The sequence below is a fragment of the Metabacillus sp. FJAT-52054 genome, assembly GCF_037201815.1.
GTDB classification, from domain to species: Bacteria; Bacillota; Bacilli; order Bacillales; family Bacillaceae; genus Metabacillus_B; species Metabacillus_B sediminis.
On sequence record NZ_CP147407.1, the window covers coordinates 1521834 to 1538495 of the forward strand.

17 protein-coding genes are annotated in these 16662 nt (G+C 41.7%); 11 read left to right on the forward strand and 6 right to left on the reverse strand.

Annotated elements, in window-relative coordinates; genetic code table 11:
* Positions 1-106 precede the first annotated feature (106 nt).
* Together WCV65_RS08065 and WCV65_RS08070 are read left to right on the forward strand one after the other, a co-directional pair.
* The gene (locus WCV65_RS08065) at positions 107-277 is read left to right on the forward strand and encodes a hypothetical protein (RefSeq protein WP_197491585.1); all 171 of its coding nucleotides are present in this window, start codon (positions 107-109) and stop codon (positions 275-277) included.
* 651 nt (positions 278-928) lie between these two features.
* Positions 929-2713, forward strand: a complete 1785-nt coding sequence (locus WCV65_RS08070; protein ID WP_338781444.1) for a PAS domain-containing protein — start codon at positions 929-931, stop codon at positions 2711-2713.
* 86 nt (positions 2714-2799) lie between these two features.
* Here the strand turns inward: WCV65_RS08070 and WCV65_RS08075 are convergent, their stop codons facing one another.
* A complete protein-coding gene (locus WCV65_RS08075) occupies positions 2800-3960 on the reverse strand; it encodes an aminotransferase A (RefSeq protein ID WP_035407028.1) in 1161 nt (386 codons plus the stop codon).
* Between the two features lie 188 nt (positions 3961-4148).
* Between WCV65_RS08075 and corA the strand changes: the two genes are divergently transcribed.
* A complete protein-coding gene (gene corA / locus WCV65_RS08080; RefSeq protein ID WP_156505881.1) occupies positions 4149-5123 on the forward strand; it encodes a magnesium/cobalt transporter CorA in 975 nt (324 codons plus the stop codon).
* 51 nt (positions 5124-5174) lie between these two features.
* Positions 5175-5378, forward strand: coding sequence for a hypothetical protein (locus WCV65_RS08085; RefSeq protein WP_338781448.1), 204 nt, complete (start codon positions 5175-5177; stop codon positions 5376-5378).
* A gap of 15 nt (positions 5379-5393) precedes the next feature.
* On the opposite strand, the gene WCV65_RS08090 is transcribed toward WCV65_RS08085, so the two are convergent.
* Positions 5394-5522: a hypothetical protein gene (locus WCV65_RS08090; RefSeq protein WP_269449390.1), complete on the reverse strand. Its 129-nt coding sequence runs from the start codon at positions 5520-5522 to the stop codon at positions 5394-5396.
* A gap of 142 nt (positions 5523-5664) precedes the next feature.
* Here WCV65_RS08090 and WCV65_RS08095 point away from each other — a divergent pair, with 142 nt between their 5' ends.
* A complete protein-coding gene (locus tag WCV65_RS08095) occupies positions 5665-6219 on the forward strand; it encodes a TIGR00725 family protein (RefSeq protein WP_338781450.1) in 555 nt (184 codons plus the stop codon).
* A 63-nt stretch (positions 6220-6282) separates the two neighbouring features.
* Here the strand turns inward: WCV65_RS08095 and WCV65_RS08100 are convergent, their stop codons facing one another.
* The 3 genes from WCV65_RS08100 to WCV65_RS08110 form a co-directional block, all read right to left on the reverse strand.
* On the reverse strand, positions 6283-6597 hold the full coding sequence (locus WCV65_RS08100) for a transporter (RefSeq protein ID WP_338782210.1): 315 nt from the start codon (positions 6595-6597) through the stop codon (positions 6283-6285).
* A gap of 176 nt (positions 6598-6773) precedes the next feature.
* Positions 6774-7745 carry a GGDEF domain-containing protein gene (locus WCV65_RS08105; protein ID WP_338781452.1) on the reverse strand — a complete coding sequence of 324 codons (972 nt, stop codon included), beginning with the start codon at positions 7743-7745 and terminating at the stop codon, positions 6774-6776.
* A gap of 155 nt (positions 7746-7900) precedes the next feature.
* On the reverse strand, positions 7901-9427 hold the full coding sequence (locus WCV65_RS08110) for an MDR family MFS transporter (protein ID WP_338781454.1): 1527 nt from the start codon (positions 9425-9427) through the stop codon (positions 7901-7903).
* A gap of 176 nt (positions 9428-9603) precedes the next feature.
* Here WCV65_RS08110 and WCV65_RS08115 point away from each other — a divergent pair, with 176 nt between their 5' ends.
* Positions 9604-10860 carry an ATP-binding protein gene (locus WCV65_RS08115; protein ID WP_338781456.1) on the forward strand — a complete coding sequence of 419 codons (1257 nt, stop codon included), beginning with the start codon at positions 9604-9606 and terminating at the stop codon, positions 10858-10860.
* 46 nt (positions 10861-10906) lie between these two features.
* Entirely contained in the window at positions 10907-11371 is a 465-nt protein-coding gene (locus WCV65_RS08120; protein ID WP_338781458.1) for a DinB family protein, read from the forward strand.
* Positions 11372-11397: 26 nt separating this feature from the next.
* Here WCV65_RS08120 and WCV65_RS08125 read toward each other — a convergent pair whose 3' ends face one another.
* Positions 11398-12705, reverse strand: a complete 1308-nt coding sequence (locus WCV65_RS08125; protein ID WP_338781460.1) for an NCS2 family permease — start codon at positions 12703-12705, stop codon at positions 11398-11400.
* Positions 12706-12898: 193 nt separating this feature from the next.
* On the opposite strand from WCV65_RS08125, the gene WCV65_RS08130 reads away from it, so the two are divergent.
* From WCV65_RS08130 to WCV65_RS08145, 4 genes are all read left to right on the forward strand, one after another.
* The gene (locus WCV65_RS08130; protein WP_338781462.1) at positions 12899-14230 is read left to right on the forward strand and encodes an MFS transporter; all 1332 of its coding nucleotides are present in this window, start codon (positions 12899-12901) and stop codon (positions 14228-14230) included.
* A gap of 58 nt (positions 14231-14288) precedes the next feature.
* The gene (locus WCV65_RS08135; protein ID WP_338781464.1) at positions 14289-14939 is read left to right on the forward strand and encodes a glycoside hydrolase domain-containing protein; all 651 of its coding nucleotides are present in this window, start codon (positions 14289-14291) and stop codon (positions 14937-14939) included.
* 81 nt (positions 14940-15020) lie between these two features.
* Entirely contained in the window at positions 15021-15926 is a 906-nt protein-coding gene (locus WCV65_RS08140; protein ID WP_035407055.1) for a chemotaxis protein, read from the forward strand.
* 182 nt (positions 15927-16108) lie between these two features.
* Positions 16109-16660: an HD domain-containing protein gene (locus WCV65_RS08145; protein WP_338781467.1), complete on the forward strand. Its 552-nt coding sequence runs from the start codon at positions 16109-16111 to the stop codon at positions 16658-16660.
* Positions 16661-16662: the final 2 nt, after the last annotated feature.

Genomic DNA, 16662 nt, shown 5'->3' on the forward strand with positions numbered 1-16662 from the left:
GGAGAACCGCAGAAGCCTGCGGTTCTTTTTTTTGCCATCTATATTCTCTGGATTTTAGCTGCAAAATAAATTGAACACAATTATCACGAATTAGAGGTGAGTCTTAATGGCCAAGCGCACAAAGAAACATGATGCAGATCAAAAGAATAAGAAAGGGTTTGACTCTGCAAAGTCGGATACTGAATTTGCTCATGAATCCGGAAGCCATCATGTAAATAAACTTCATCATGAGAAGGCAAAAAAGGAAAAGGCATCTAAAAATCAAGGCGGATATTAAAAACCGAGAGGGAATTTCCGCTGTATAAGCAAAATTGCTTTCTAATAGCGGTGGTTTATTTATTTTATTGAGAAAAATGAAAAGGCTGATTAAAGCGGGCATTCTGCAGCGGAAATCAGCCTTTTGAATACCCGCAAAAAGTTATGAACACGTCTCTCTGTCCACATCCCAATTACAAAAATGGTCCCATACATAGCTATTTTCAGCACAGGGAAACCATGTCGGGGTTCAATTCAATAGGATATAACCCTAAAGGAACTTATGAGTTTGTTCATATAATTATGGAAACTTTTGAAAGTATTTGAAGGATTCAGCAATCATTTCTCGAATGTTTTATAAACATTAAGCTCATTAGCTCAGCTGCTAATATTCATGGTCTTTAAGCTGATAGACATGATGCATAAAGGGGCTTGTAAAATGCTGTGTGATTGGCGGGAACTTTCACACCGCGTTGAGGATATTCTCCGCCCTTGCAGCCTGAGAGCTGCTATCAAGCAATGTTGGATAGCGACTAAGAGAACAACGTTTTCAAAACAGCCGTTTTAAAGCTCCATGTTGAATTACTCGATCCTGAAAAGGGAACAGAGATTATTAGAAAGAACAAAGATAAATAGATTCATCTGATTGCTTTTCCGAAAAGGGGGGGAAGCCATGGATCAGCAAAAAGAAAAAACAGACTCCATGTACACAGTACTCAATTCACATGGAAAGATACTTTATGCTTCAGCAAATACCATTGATTTAATGGGTGTTAAGAATGATGAGCTAATTGGAAATTATTTTTCTGACTTTGTACATAGTGAAGATGTTCAGACACTGGAAAGTTACATGCAGAATCAGCATCATATGGATCCTTGTACTTTCAGGATGCGATGTAGAGATGATTTTGTCTGGGCAGAAGCTACGCTGGATTACATCAGGAGTATGATTGGGGATGGAAACCGGGAAGAAATCGTCCTAAGAATTATTCATTGTAATGGAAAGCAGAGAATACCAAACGAGCAGTGGATAATAAATGCGGATGGAATGGATGAAAAAAGATATTTAAATAATTTGCCAAGCCCGCTTTTAATTACTGTAAATGGAATTATTCAATATGCGAATAAGGAAGCCATAGCACTCTTAAATGCAGGGACTGATGATTCCAAACTCATTGGACTCAATTCTCTTGAGCTGATTCAGGATGAATACAGGGAGATATTCCGAAACCGTATAGAGCGGCTCCAAAAAGGCGGCAAGATCGGCACTGTGGAGCAAACATGGAGACGACTTGATGGGGTCCCGATTGAAATTGAGGTGAAGACCTCCTCCATACAATATGAACATAAACGAGCTGAGCTTGTTGTCCTGCTTGATATTTCTGCCCGCAAACGATTTCAGAAGATCCTGCAGAAAAGCCGTGAACGCTATCAGAGGCTTATACAAAATTCATTGGACACCATCGCGGTCATCCATCGGAATAAATGGGTATTTATCAATGAATCCGGTGTCAAGCTGTTCCAGGCTTCAGGGTATCAGGATATGCTCGGGAAGAATTACTGCCATTTCATGGAGGAAGAACAGGAGAAGATTGCGCAAACGCTAATTAAAGAAATTCTGATTGGCCAATCAGATTCCGAAATAGGAGAAGTGATCTGGAGAACATATGAAAACAGGCTGATCTATACAGAAATGGTCTGCATCCCAACTTCTTATTTCGGAGAGCCTGCCGTACAAGTGATATTGAGGGATTTATCCGAAAAGAAGAAGACCGAAGAACTAATGCTGAGATCTGAAAAATTATCTGTAGCCGGACAGCTTGCTGCTGGCATTGCCCATGAAATTCGAAACCCTCTCACAGCGATTAAAGGGTTTTTACAGTTAATGAGGACTAAAGAAAGAAGCAGCGACCAGTACTTTGATATCGTCTTTGGGGAATTAAACCGCATTGAGCTCATTTTGAGCGAGCTTCTGGTCCTTGCAAAGCCTCAGAACAGCATGTTTATTGAAACGGATTTGAAGACGCTTATATTAGAAGTAACAACGTTGCTTGAGACTCAGGCAAATTTGAACGGTGTTTTTATTGAAAACGTCCATTCGGAGGATGAATCCATCCTTTTTGGTGATCCAAACCAGCTTAAACAGGTCTTTATAAATTTAATCAAAAATTCCATTGATGCGATGCCAAAGGGCGGAAGAGTAAAAATTTGCACAAGTTTGAATCAAAATCAAATTAAAGTTACCGTTCAGGATGAAGGGGAGGGCATTCCCGAAGCCGTCCTTAAAAAAATGGGAGATCCGTTTTTTACAACGAAGGAAAAAGGAACGGGACTTGGATTAATGATTACGTATAATATTATTGAAAATCATTTTGGAAAGGTTAGCCTTGCCAGTGAGAAAGGAAAAGGAACAATCTTTACAATCTGGTTCCCAATAAAAGAAGGACGCCCGGTATAAAATGAGCGTCCTTTTTTATTGATCTGTTAAAGCCTGATGCTATTTTTAACGCCTGCAGCGGAAATCAACAGACAAATTTAACTGTATTAAACCGGCTGAACCACATGGCGGATATAGTGATCCAAGCGGTCCATCCCCTTCTCCAGTTCTTCCATTGAATAAGCATAGGAAATGCGGACAAATCCTTCTCCGTACTTTGAAAAAGCACTTCCCGGAACGACAGCCACCCCGCCGTCGCTTACAAGGGATAGCGCAAAATCAAATGAGGAGAGTCCGAACTTTTTAATCGAAGGGAAAATATAAAAAGCTCCAGTAGGCCTCGCTGTCTCGATACCCATTTTTATAAGCCTTCCGTATACATACTCCATTCTTTTTCGGTACTGGTCACGCATGATTAGGGCATCATCTATTCCATTTGTCAGCGCTTCAAATGCAGCTTTTTGTGAAATTGATGAAGCGCATGATACGTTGTACTGATGAACCTTCAGCATGTGCTTTGCTATTTCTTTACGTGCAAAAACGAATCCAATCCTCCACCCCGTCATGCTATGGGATTTAGAAAGCCCATTAATGACGATGGTCTGCTCAGGAAGCATGGATGCTATGGAGGAATGGGCATCGGTAAAGACTAGCTCACTGTATATTTCATCAGAAAGAACAAAAATATCTCTGCCTCTTAACAGCTGGGCGATTTTTTCAAGCTCCTCTTTTTCAAGTGTCATACCGGTTGGGTTAGAGGGGTACGGCAGGATGACGCATCTCGTTCGATCTGTCAGCCGCGCTTCAATTTGCTCAGCTGTCAGCTTAAATTGAGTTCTCGTCGTATCAGCATGGACCGGAATGGCACCGCATAGCTTTATAATCGGCTCGTAGCCTGGATATACCGGACCGGGCAGGATAACCTCGCTGCCTTCAGCTAGGATGGTCCTCAGAGTAAGATCAATCGCCTGGCTGGCGCCGGCTGTTACAATCATTTCGTCCTCTGGCCGGTAGGAAAGCTTATATTTTTTAAATAAATAATCACTGGCTGCTTTTCTAAGCTCTAAAAACCCTGCATTATGGGTGTAAGAAGTAAAATTATCATCAATTGCTTTTTTAGCTGCCGCTTTTACATGATGAGGAGTGAAAAAATCAGGCTGGCCAATCGTTAGCGACACGACATCATCATAGTCTGCCACTAAATTGAAAAATTTTCGGATTCCTGACATTTCAAGTTCTTTCACTCTCGGCTGGATTAAATGTTCCATACAATCACCTTTTCTTCCTCGTGCTTATGTCTCATTTTAACAAATCTTATCGGGGATTTGTAAAGATAAACTTTTTCGCTGCTAAAGTCCTCCTTACAATGGAGTCCAATCATATGTATACTTAAGAAAGATGGTTTAATTCCAGCATGAAAGGGTAAATTCATATGGAATAAAACTGTGAATCGGAGTTGGAGCAATTGATTAGAACCGTAGCCGTAACCAACACAGGGGATGTAGTATACGATTTGCCGCTAAGTTCTTTAAAGAAAGAAGATTATAAGTGGTACTGGGTTGATTTTCAAGAACCAACTGAAAAAGAAATCCAGCTGCTTTCGAAATTTTTCCGTTTTCATCCATTAGCGATTGAAGACTGCGTTGAATTTACCCAGAGACCTAAGATGGACTTTTACGATGGATATTTTTTTCTTGTTCTTCATGCAATCCATCAAAAAACCCTTGATGCAGAGGAAGTTGACTTGTTCGTAAGTGATCAATATCTTGTTTCCTTCCATAAAAAACCTATAAGGGAAATCAGCAATATGTTTCTCCGCGTCAAAAAGGACGCTGCGATGCAGGCCGGACCTCTCCAAATTATGTATCAAATTCTAGACAAACTTGTCGACGATTACTTCCCTCCTGTTTACCGTCTGGAGGATGTATTAAATTCACTTGAGGATAAAACTGAGGAAAGAACAATCAGCTCGATTATGGAAGAGGTCTTCAGCATCAGAACGGATTTATCAAGTGTTCGCAGGAGTATTATCCCTATGAGGGATTTACTGTATAGAATGATTTCTTCAACGAAGCTGAACGGATTGAAGGAGAAAGAAATTTATTTGCAGGACGTTTATGACCACTTGCTGAAGCTCGTTGAAATGATTGATGCAAATAGGGAACTGACTGCCGATATTCGGGACAGCTACCTTTCAATCAGTTCAGATAAAATGAACCGGATTATGATGACGCTGACAGTGATGTCATCCATATTTCTTCCTCTCACATTCATTGCAGGGCTTTACGGGATGAATTTTCAATACATGCCTGAGCTGCAGGGAAGAAACAGTTATTTCATCGTTATAGGTATTATGATTGTAATCGCTCTGCTCATGATTGGATTCTTTTGGAAGGTCGGCTGGCTACGCTATAAAAAATCTAAGTTTTAACTGTTTCTCATAGGTGAGAAATTAAATATCCCTCTTAAGAAGGTGAAAATTGTGCTTCCAGATGATGCCTATCTTACACCGGAAGAGAAAATACTTGTTGTAAAGCTCAGAAGTGAAATGTTTAATGCAATGACCTTAGAGCATATGAAATTTTATAAAGCAGAAATGGAAAAAATCTATGAACAAGCTGAGCGCAGAGAAGCTTTTAAAGAAAAAATGAAAAAGATGGAAGAAGAAATTCGGTCTCACGGTTAGAGAGACCGAATTTTTTTATTTAGCAGAAGGGTGTGATTTTCTGGCGGCCGAATTAGCTGTTTTTGCTTCAGCTGAAAATTCTGTATCTGTAATTGCTTTTGTGTGCTGCAGGCCGGATTTCGATTTGCGGTTTCTCTTTGTCATGATGATCCCTCCTTTCATTAACTATGATGGCCAGATCCTCAAATCATTTTACTGGTAAAAGAAAGGTGAATTTCATGTGCCGCCGTTAAAAGCTGCTTATTTCAAGTATAATAAAGATAATAGATCAAAGCGGGGGGCATGTATGATTAGAATAGCGATTATCGGTCAATCTGGAGTTATACCTGAGGAAATATGCACAATTGCTGAGGAAGCAGGAGCTGAGGTTGCGAAAAGAGGGGCTGTTCTCCTTACAGGCGGTGGGAGCGGGGTCATGGAGCATGCTTCAAAGGGGGCTAAAGAAGCAGGGGGACTTGTTATCGGTATCTTAGCCGGCGATAAGACTGATGTGGCAAATGATTATTTGGATGTCCCTATTACGACAGGCCTGGGTTTTGATTATCGCAGTCTCATACTCGTTCATTCCTGTGATGCGATCATTATGATCAGGGGAGGGAACGGGACTCTCGGTGAGTTGTCAGCAGCTTATATGAATAGTAAGCCGGTCGTTATCGTCGAAACCTCGGGAGGCTGGGCAGCTAAGATAAAAGATGCTGCATTTGAAGGCAGCTATCTTGATGAACGGAGAACCGTGGAAATGCATTATGCCCATTCCGGAAAAGCAGCTGTTAAAAGAGCATTCGAACTCCTTGATCTGAAACGGGATACTGTGAAAAATACGGGACTTACCGGAGATTAAGGAGCTTGAAATGGGCAAAAAAAAACAGGCTGATGGGTAAACCCAATCAGTCTGTTTTTTGTATTAGAAGCAAGTAAATGAACTGATCTGGCGGAGATCAATGCCAAAGTAGCCCCATTGTCTAAAGCCTGGGAACCATCTGAATCCTGCTGTAGAATTTCTGCCGACAAATGTTGGATAGAACCAGAATTGCTGTCCGTTATTCAGCCATACATAAGTGTTTCTGTATAAACACCTGCGGATTCCACCAGGGTCAACAGCAAAAGCAGTTGCCTGCTGCTGTGGGGTGAAGCCAGGGGGTGGACCTGGAGGCTGTCCCTGCCCTTGTCCTTGACCAGGAAATCCACCGCCTCCTGGCGGCGGAGGTGGTGGCATCATTTGACGGTCAAATGGATTGAAAGCATAGGAATATGGATCGTATGCGTTAGGAGCGTATGGATAAAATTCATAGGGATTTGCTAAATAGGGATACATAAATTTCCTCCTTCTTGAGGGAAAGTGTAGTCAATGTACCCTATGCATAAATTCAATAATGGGTGTTTGCCCGCCTGAATTTACAGATGAACTTTTTGCTTTGGAGAATATTGAAAGTAGCAGCTGTGATGAATCGATTTGCACTTCTTTTTGGTCTGTGCAGCCGCGTTGCTCAATTCTTCGCTTGATGAAAAGTGCATCGTTTGATTTGTTACAACTGCGATGGAAAGGCTTACGAGGGGAATTTCCTCATACACATTTTTTCTGGATAGCCCAACGGTATATCCGCGGTCCCAGTCCTCCTCTTCGTAATACTTTTTTGCCACAACAGTAAACTCATTGATAATATTTTTGCAAAGCTGCTCGTACCCGAAATGCGGTACGACGGCAAGAAAGTCGTCACCGCCAATATGGCCTAAAAAAGCGTTTTCGTTTTTTTTGAAAAAAAGATATTTAATTAGAATATTGGCTGTCTCTTTTATAAGAAGGTCACCCCTCTTAAAACCAAACAAATCATTATATTCTTTAAAATGATCCAGGTCTGCATAAAGAAGGGAAAAAGGATGCTCCGTACTAATGATTTCGTTAAGCTTCTGCTCAATGAGCACATTTCCGGGCAAACCGGTGAGCGGGTTCGTCCACGTGGCAAGATCGGCTTGGACTTCTGCAAATTTGATGAGGAGGTTCCTGATGCTGATAATTCCGGAGTATTTACCTTCTGAAGTCACAATAATGTAATCATAAAGATGCTGCTCTTCGCGGTTCATGGCAAGAGAGCTTACCTCGGTTATGCTGTCTTCCTGGTCTACAATCAGAGGCTTGGAGTCCATAATTAATTCAATAGGGCGCCCCATAAAAAGATCATACCCATATTTGGCTGAAAGCTTGTGGTTATAGCGGGATTTCATCACGAGTCCAATTGGGCGGTCATTTTTTAAGACAACAATCCCTTGGGCGGAAGGCTGTTCTTCAAATATGGAACCGGCGGTTTGGGTTTTGACATCCCCTGTAATAACCGGCGCTTTTTCGGTTATTTCTCCAATCTTTATCATGAGCATGACTCCTTGACTAGTTCGCGTTGTGCATTAATTACTACTATTTTACTATAAGGCTCGACAAAATTATATTAATTTTATGTAAAGAAAGGAAAAGTTCCTTGCTATTATAAAAAACCAGCTCTTTATTAGAGAGCTGGTCGATTGAATGACTATTTAGCCTGTTTAACAGGAGTTTTAGTGTTCTGCTGCAGGCTGCCTGGTACTTCGAGTCTGGCGTTAGGCATAAGTGCAACAAAAACGAGAGCAAGAACGCCTGCAGCCAGGGACCACATAAACATTTCCGAAATGGATCCAGCCATAGCATCCTGAATGGCAGAGAGTACATTAGGCGGCATTTGCTCCCTTGCTTCAGGGGAAAGCATAGCTCTAGAATCCCCTGTAGGGCTGAATTTTTCGAAATTAGGCATTGTTTTTTTCAATTCATCCATTAAAAGATTATTTTGCAGGGTTCCAAATACGGTTACACCAAGTGTCATACCAATCGTACGGAAAAAGGCGTTCGTGGAGTTTGCTGTTCCGCGCTGTCTCATGCTGATGCCATGCACAGAAGCCATACTGAGCAGCGGGAATGAAAATCCAACGCCAAGCCCTAAAATCACCATATAAATGGTTAAATATACTCTTGGAGTATCTGCTGAAAGCGTGCCAAGGAGAAACAGGCCGGCAATGAACAGAACAGCCGAGATCAGCATCAGGCTGCGATAGGAGGTCTTCGAAGCAAAACCTCCTCCAGCCTGGCTGCCTGCAACACTTCCAAGCATCATAGGCATTAGGATAAATCCTGCATTAGTTGCAGATCCTCCATAAACGCCCTGTACAAAAATCGGAATGAATATTGTGCCTAGAATAAAAGCGGATCCGTAAAAGAATCCTGCTGCCTGACTGGCTGCGAACAGCCTGTTCTTAAATAAATCGAATGGAATGACAGGGTCTGAGGCTTTTCTTTCAACAAATATAAAGGATATAAGCAAAATGGCAAAACCGGCAATCAGACCCGCCATTAACGGGGAATTCCAAGGAATTTCATCTCCGCCAAGCTCGAGTGAAAACATAAGGCATAATACAGAAGCTACGAGCAGGGAGGCCCCAGCCCAGACAATTTTCTGCTTCCTGCGTTCTAGTGATTCGAAATAAAATTTTACGACTAGGAAAAAAGCAATCAGGCCAAGAGGAATGTTTACATAAAATACCCAGCGCCAATTTAGAAAATCCGTTAAATAGGCTCCGAGAAGCGGACCGAATACACTGGATATTCCAAAAACAGCTCCAAACAAACCTGACATTTTGCCCCGTTTTTCAGGAGGGAAAATATCGAACATAATCGTAAATGCAATCGGCATTAGCGCACCTCCGCCAATCCCCTGAATAGCACGGTAAATACTAAGCTGCGCCATATCCTGAGCGGTGCCGCAAAGAATAGATCCGATAATAAAGATGGTTAATCCTGCAATGAAAAATCTTTTTCGGCCGTACATGTCAGAGAGCTTGCCGAAAATAGGCATCCCCGCAACACTTGCAATCATGTATGCTGATGTTACCCAGATGAATTGATCCAATCCTCCCAGATCCCCTACTATGGTTCCCATCGCAGTAGCCACGATTGTGTTATCCATCGCGGCCATTAAAATCCCAAGCAGGAGACCCGTGACAACAAGGCCTTTTTTGCTTTCTTTCATATTGATTGCTCCCTTAAAATAAAGTGTCTTTCCATTTGAATTATGAATTGATTATCCAAATTTGTACAGAATGGAATGGGCAAACCCGCAATTATTTTTTCTTATCGAATTTTTTGTACGGCTTAAAGGAAATTCATGATATATTTTGAAAGTATTATGATGGACGGAGGTAGCGAGTGCTCATTTATTTAAAACCACTTATCGTTAACATGGCCATTCTGTTTTCATTTACTTTTAACGCCAATTTAATGTTTCCCTTTCACTCAAGGAAAAAAATCAAGGTGAAGCAGCAGATTATATATGGACTTATCAGCGGATTTGGCGCAATGCTCTGCATGCTATATCCAATTGAAGACCTGGGGGAAACATTTTTCGATTTTAGAATGATTGCCATACTGATTGTTACGCTATATTCTGGATGGCTGGCGGGCGGAATTGCCTTGCTTTTTGTATGTGCCGTCCGCTACGGCTTTGGAGGAGAATTCGTTTTTGTTGGAATTTTCATAAATGCGGCTGCCTATGCAGCGGGATTGCTTTTTAGAAGAATCTTTCTGAAATCCAAGGTTCGTCTTATTGCGGGAGCTTTTATTACGTTACTTTATTTCTTCTTCTATATATGGATTGTTTCCCGTTTTATCACGTTTTTGCGCATTGACTTTTATATGATTTATTTCGTGTTTTTCTTTGCGGTTACGATGGCGGTCATCGCTATTATTGAAGCCCTTATCCGTATAAACCGGAACCTGGACAATATGATATACCTTGATAAATTAACAACAATCGGGCAGATGGCTGCATCCATTGCGCATGAAATCCGCAATCCGATTACCGCTGTAAGAGGTTTTATTCAGTTTTTGCAGGAAGATACAACCGACCAGAAGCTGATGGAGTTCTCTCCGCTAATTCTGAGTGAACTCGACCGTACCAATAAAATTATTACAGATTATTTAAAGCTAGCGAAACCATATGAATTTTCACTTGCAAGAGTGAAAATTGATGAGTTGATGCGTGATTCAGTTGAGCTGCTTAAACCGCTTGCTACCTTTGAAAATGCTGAAATAAAATTGGAACTGGTTCCAAGTAACGATGTTGTAGGAGATGCTGAGCATTTAATGCAGGCAATCATGAATGTGCTGAAGAACTCAATCGAATCCATCGAGGGAGGGGGCCGGATCACTGTAGCTAAAAAACCGGATTACTTTAATGGCAAAGTGATTGTCACAATTGCTGATACCGGCAAGGGAATGACGGAGGAACAGCTTCAGAATATCGGTTTGCCATTCTATACAACGAAAACAAAAGGTACGGGTCTTGGAACGATGATTACGAGCCGCCTCATTCACGATATGGATGGAGAAATTGAATACACCAGCAAAATAAATGAAGGAACAGTAGTCACAATTACCTTAAAAGCTTATACCAGCTTGACTTAATAATATTTCTTTTTATTAACAAGCACATTCGTGTGGAGGAATCAGGATGAATCAATTGAAAGAATCTAGGATGATGGTTGATTGGGCGGAGCAATTAAATGAAGTGAAGGAAGAACTTTTTTTCATGCCGATTCAAGAAGGAAAATGGTCTCCTGCTGAAATTCTTGCTCATTTGACGGCTTGGGATCAATATACTCTTGAACAGCATTTTGAGAGCATAGGAGAGGGAATGGTACAATTTGATCCGTTTCCTGACTTTGATTCATTTAATGCCAAGGCAGCAGCCCAGGCGAGGAATGGAGCTGACAAATCACAGTTAATCAGAGAATTCATGGAAACAAGACTGCGCATTATACAATATGTTGAGAGTAAGCCGCAGGAAAAGCGGAAGCAGTCTTTTTGGATTGGAAGTCATAGGTTCACTATCGAATCTTATGTAGAGGATTTTTTAGAGCACGACCGCCATCATAGAAAGCAGATTGATAAAGCTGTGGGTATAGAAGAAATGTAAAAGCCGCCAAAAAATGGCGGCTTTTACTATACAGAATGAAAGATCATGCTTGCTAAAAAGAGCAAGGCAATTATATATAATGGAAAAGCGATTTCCTTTGAACGTTTCATCGCCATTTTCAAAATAGGATAAGCAATAAAACCGAAAGCCATTCCATCTACAATACTGTATGTGAGGGGGATCAGAGCAATAATCAGGAATGCAGGAAAGCTTTCAGAGAAATCCTGCAAGTCGATGTTCTGGATGTTCTGAATCATTAGTCCCCCGATTAAAATCAGAATTGGGGCAATCGCGGTATCAGGTATCAGTTTAATATAAGGCAGGAAAAGCAAGGATGCCAAAAATAATAAACCTGTCGTTATAGCGGTCAGCCCGGTTCTTCCGCCGGCAGATATTCCAGCAGCAGATTCAACGGTGCTTACCGTTGGACTTGTTCCTAAAAAACCTGATGTAATGGCTGAAATGGAATTCGCCTGAAGCGAACGTTTGAAACGGTCACCTCGTTTAATCATAGCAGTATGACCATGAACGAGTCCTACGTTTTCAAAAACGATAACCATAGTCAAAGAAAAAACACCGATCCAGAAAGCAAGGTCCGCTATTCCAATGAATGAGATAGACCCAAGCACTTCAATGTAGCTGCTGAATCCTTCGGAACGTTCAGAAGCCATTCCCGTGTTAAACAATCCGAAAGAAAAGGCAATCAATGTCCCTGCAAGTATGCTGATCAGGAAATGTCCCGGCACACCTCTGGCAAAAAGGACAACTGTCACAATCAGGGTCAATATCGATGCTATAACAGCAGGATCCGTTAAGTCCCCAAGCCGGACGAACGTTGTTTCGCTCGCTTGCACAAGACCTGCTTTTTGAAGACCGATAAAAGTAAGGAAAATTCCAATTCCTACGGTGATGGCTTCTTTCAGAGAGGAGGGAATGGAGGCGGTTAGAAGCTCTGTCAGTTTTGTGAATGAAACGGCTGCAAACAGCGCCCCTGATATCACCACTACTGCCAATCCCTGCTGCCAGGGAATCCCCATTGATTGGCAAATGGTATACGTAAATAATGCATTTACGCCCATGCCAGGTACTAAAATGATGGGGGTGTTTCCTATCAGTCCCATTAGCAGGCACCCTATAAAAGATGCGAGTACAGTGGCAATCATTCCTGCTTCAAGCGGAATGCCTGCATCTGAGAGAATGGATGCATTCACGGCAATAATGTAAACCGCTGTCAAGTACGATACAAGACCTGCGAGTACTTCCCGTTTAAACGTTGTTTCATTTTCTTTAAGCAGAAAAATTGATTTCAACAGTAATCCTTCCTTGTTTGTCATCCCTCGACCCAACCCGTACAATCGGCGATATGCCAATTCACATTAAGCATTATATCAGGAGGCCGCTGTTTTTGCACCTTCGTTTTCACCAGTTATTGAAAAAGAATGTTAAAACTCCGTAAAGAGACAGGAAGCAGGACCGGTTGTATCGAATCATTCAAAGTTAGCCTATTCTGTTGGAGGTGCCGTATCCATGTCTGAAATTAAGACCGCTTCGAATAAGGGATCTATGCTTAAGTCATCCTGGCCCATCTTCTTTTCCTTGCCCGTCTTATCCTGGGCCCTTTATGATTTTGCCAATACCATTTTCTCCTCCAATATGATCACGATATTTTTCCCCTTCTATTTGGAAGAAGCGATTGGAAGCAGTGAAAGAATGGATCAGATTGCGAGTACGTTTCTTTCTTATGCAAATGCCGCAGCTGGGATGTTTCTTGTATTGTTTTCACCGCTGTTTGGTGTTGAAATTGACCGGACCGGCAAAAAGAAAACATATATCATCCGATTTACTGCTGTAACGGTCCTATGTACGGTGCTTATGGGAATCTTTGGTTCGGTCAAGCTGCCCGGAAGCCTGCTCGGTTTACCAGCTTCACTTGGTATTGTTGTCATCCTTTTTATTCTTGCAAAATTCTTTTATTCATCCAGTCTCATTTTTTACGATGCTATGATTACGGATGTGAGTAATGCGAAGAGCCTGCCGATAATTTCAGGGTTTGGGGTAGCGGTTGGTTATGTGGGAACCCTTGCAGGTCTGACTGTTTATCCATTCATAGGCGGTGAAAATTTTCATCTCGCCTTTATTCCAACGGCCATTCTCTTTGCTGTATTCACCCTGCCGCTTCTTTTTTTTACTAAGGATCAGCCCATACATAACCAGGAGCAGAAAAAGCATTTCATGAGCGGGTATAAAGAAATTTTTGAAACATTCAATGATTTGAAACGATACCGGCCTGCTTTTTTGTTTATGATTGCTTATTTTTTCATTAATGATGCTCTTGCGACGGCAATTGCGATGATGGCAATTTATGCGAAAACCATCGTCGGCTTCTCAAACAGCCAGTTCATTTTGCTTTACCTCGTTTCTACGATAGCAAGTATTGGCGGCTCCTTTCTATTTGGATTTATCACAAAAGCGCAAGGCGCAAAAAGAGCGGTTATGGCAGTAGGCTTTATCCTGATTGCTGCGCTTCTAATTGCTGTGGCAGCAACTGAGCAGTGGATGTTCTGGATGGCAGGAAGCTTATTCGGCATATCACTTGGAGCGGTTTGGGTAACATCGAGAACGCTTATTGTGGAACTTACCCCTGAGGAAAAACGCGGACAATTTTTCGGTTTATTTGCTTTCTCCGGGAAAGTATCATCGGTAGTGGGACCATTCATTTATGGCACGATTACACTGCTCCTCGCTGATTATGGCGATTTGGCAAGCAGGGCAGCACTGGCTTCATTAATGGTCATGGCTGCTGCGGGATTAGTCATTCATAACCGTATACCATACACACGGCCATCGCTATTGGATTAGAACATGCCTCCTCCTGCATATACATGAAGTGATAAGCACCCGGGAGGACGTGAAAGGCATGGCGCGCAAGGCTTGGGGAATTGATTCTGCCAAAAAGGCAGATCAGGACTTATATAATTGTGTGAAAAAATATTACGGTACCCCTGCATACTGGGGAAGGTACTTGGCTGATGTTCCGGGAGTATCCAGAGGATTATCCAAGCTTGAGATAAGTTTTATTCACAGCAAGGGTATAAAGGTTTTGCCGATTTATAACGTCTTTGATCAAGCAATACAATATGATAAAGGAGCGATCGCTGTCCGAAATGCTGTATTTCATGCCCGGCGTCTGGATATTGCAGAGGGTACAGTCATTTTTGCTAATATCGAGCATTTTTTCTCGGTACAGCCGGAATGGATTGCAGCGTGGTCTGAAAAAATGTCAGAAACCGGCTATCGTCCAGGATTTTATCATGATCCGGTTAAAGGAGATTTTTCTGAAGCGTATTGCGCTGCTGTTAGTAAAAACAGTAAAATTGCCAATCAGAGTATCCTTTGGAGTACAAGGCCTGAAACGGGAACAAGCAAGGAATATGAGGCACCTCCGTTTAATCCTGCAAAGCCTCCGTGCAAAGGGAATGTCTGGATTTGGCAATATGGAAGAGACGCTAAAAACTGCCCGATTGATACAAATCTAGCAGATGACCGCCTTTTAAAATATTTATATTAATGCTGTTAAGTTCAGATACTTCATCTCTAAGCAAAAACAGCCGATATAATCGCTATAACAGTCAATGGAAGGAAGAACAGCATGGATATGAACAAAGGAATATTACTTGACAGCGGGACAAATGAATTGGAATTGGTTGAGTTTCTAATTGGAGAAAACCGCTTTGGTATTAATGTAATAAAAGTTAAAGAAATCATTCAGCCTGCTGAAGTAACAGTGGTGCCTCATTCTCATCCAAATATTGCAGGAATTATGGAACTCCGGGGTGAGGTGCTCCCTGTAATTCATACAGCAAAAGCTCTAAATTTACCTGATCAAGAACCAACGAGAGCCGACAAATTTATTGTTACCGAGTTTAATAATCAAAAACTCATTTTTCACGTTCATGGAGTTACACAAATTCATCGGGTTACATGGGATCACATTGAGAAGCCTTCGTCCATGTACCAGGGACTTGAAGCTCATGTTACAGGAGTGGTTCAGCTAAATGAGAAAATGGTATTAATGCTGGATTTCGAAAAAATAGTGGTAGATATTGATCCGTCTTCAGGCTTGACAATAGACAGGATAAAGAAGCTTGGAAAAAGAGAGCGATCCGGCAAGAAAATAGTGGTTGCAGAAGATTCTCCGATGCTGAGGAAGCTTTTGAAAGAAACGCTGGAAGAGGCTGGATTTTCAGAAGTGGAGTTTTTCGAAAACGGAAGAGATGCGCTTGAATTTCTTGAGAATATGGCGTCTGCTGACGGCCCGATGCGTGATCGCATTCAGCTTGTTATCACGGATATTGAGATGCCGCAGATGGACGGGCATCATTTGACAAAGAGGATTAAAGAGAACACCAGGCTGCAAGAGCTTCCGGTCATTATTTTTTCTTCCTTAATTACAAACGATTTAATGCATAAAGGTGTAAAGGTTGGAGCTGCTGCTCAGGTAAGCAAACCAGAGATTGATAAGCTGGTTGCATTAATTGATCAATTTATCTTATAGTTAGGCTATGCTAGAGCATGTTGCTGATTTTAAGGCGATTTTTTACATAGGTATTCACTATGCTTAATCTTCTTCGAATCAGAGAGAAGAAAATTAAAAAATCTGGCCTGCACTAGATTCCGCTTTTAACTGGATTTTTCTTCAAAGCAGCACATGATTAAAAAAGAGAGGATGGGATGTGGATGATAAGCGAAGCGAAGAGGTTTGCAGAATTTGCGCATAGGGGCCAGGTGCGCAAATTGTCCGGAGTCCCATACTTTGTTCACGTTGAAAACACCGCGACCATCCTGCTCAAAGCAGGAGCTTCTGAGGAATTAGTCGCAGCAGGATATCTTCATGATATTGTGGAAGATACAGATGCTAAACTCGATGATATCAAAGAAAAATTCGGATCTGCTGTGGCAGAACTGGTGGCCTTTAATACGGAAGATAAAACAAAATCCTGGGAAGAACGCAAACAAGCTACAATTGATCACGCAGCATCAGCAAGCCTGGAAGAAAAAATGCTGTTAGCTGCAGATAAATTAGATAATCTTAAAAGCATAGATCATGAGATAATAAAATACGGGGATCAGGTGTGGCAGCACTTTAGCAGAGGGAAGGAACAGCAGGCTTGGTATTACAGCCAGGTTGTGCAGCAGCTGTACGCAAATTTAAAGCCACAAGAGGTTCCTACGTATTTTTATTCGCTTCAAAGGCTTCAGAAGAGGCTGTTCTCTGAGACAATAAAGTAAAG

Bases quoted from the DNA above. Each gene is read 5' to 3' on its own strand.
- WCV65_RS08065 (WP_197491585.1), top strand. From the start codon at position 107: ATGGCCAAGCGCACAAAGAAACATGATGCAGATCAAAAGAATAAGAAA.
- WCV65_RS08070 (WP_338781444.1), top strand. From the start codon at position 929: ATGGATCAGCAAAAAGAAAAAACAGACTCCATGTACACAGTACTCAAT.
- WCV65_RS08075 (WP_035407028.1), bottom strand. From the start codon at position 3,960: ATGGAACATTTAATCCAGCCGAGAGTGAAAGAACTTGAAATGTCAGGA.
- WCV65_RS08090 (WP_269449390.1), bottom strand. From the start codon at position 5,522: ATGACAAAGAGAAACCGCAAATCGAAATCCGGCCTGCAGCACACAAAA.
- WCV65_RS08095 (WP_338781450.1), top strand. From the start codon at position 5,665: ATGATTAGAATAGCGATTATCGGTCAATCTGGAGTTATACCTGAGGAA.
- WCV65_RS08100 (WP_338782210.1), bottom strand. From the start codon at position 6,597: ATGATGCCACCACCTCCGCCGCCAGGAGGCGGTGGATTTCCTGGTCAA.
- WCV65_RS08105 (WP_338781452.1), bottom strand. From the start codon at position 7,745: ATGATAAAGATTGGAGAAATAACCGAAAAAGCGCCGGTTATTACAGGG.
- WCV65_RS08110 (WP_338781454.1), bottom strand. From the start codon at position 9,427: ATGAAAGAAAGCAAAAAAGGCCTTGTTGTCACGGGTCTCCTGCTTGGG.
- WCV65_RS08120 (WP_338781458.1), top strand. From the start codon at position 10,907: ATGAATCAATTGAAAGAATCTAGGATGATGGTTGATTGGGCGGAGCAA.
- WCV65_RS08125 (WP_338781460.1), bottom strand. From the start codon at position 12,705: ATGACAAACAAGGAAGGATTACTGTTGAAATCAATTTTTCTGCTTAAA.
- WCV65_RS08130 (WP_338781462.1), top strand. From the start codon at position 12,899: ATGTCTGAAATTAAGACCGCTTCGAATAAGGGATCTATGCTTAAGTCA.
- WCV65_RS08135 (WP_338781464.1), top strand. From the start codon at position 14,289: ATGGCGCGCAAGGCTTGGGGAATTGATTCTGCCAAAAAGGCAGATCAG.
- WCV65_RS08140 (WP_035407055.1), top strand. From the start codon at position 15,021: ATGGATATGAACAAAGGAATATTACTTGACAGCGGGACAAATGAATTG.
- WCV65_RS08145 (WP_338781467.1), top strand. From the start codon at position 16,109: ATGATAAGCGAAGCGAAGAGGTTTGCAGAATTTGCGCATAGGGGCCAG.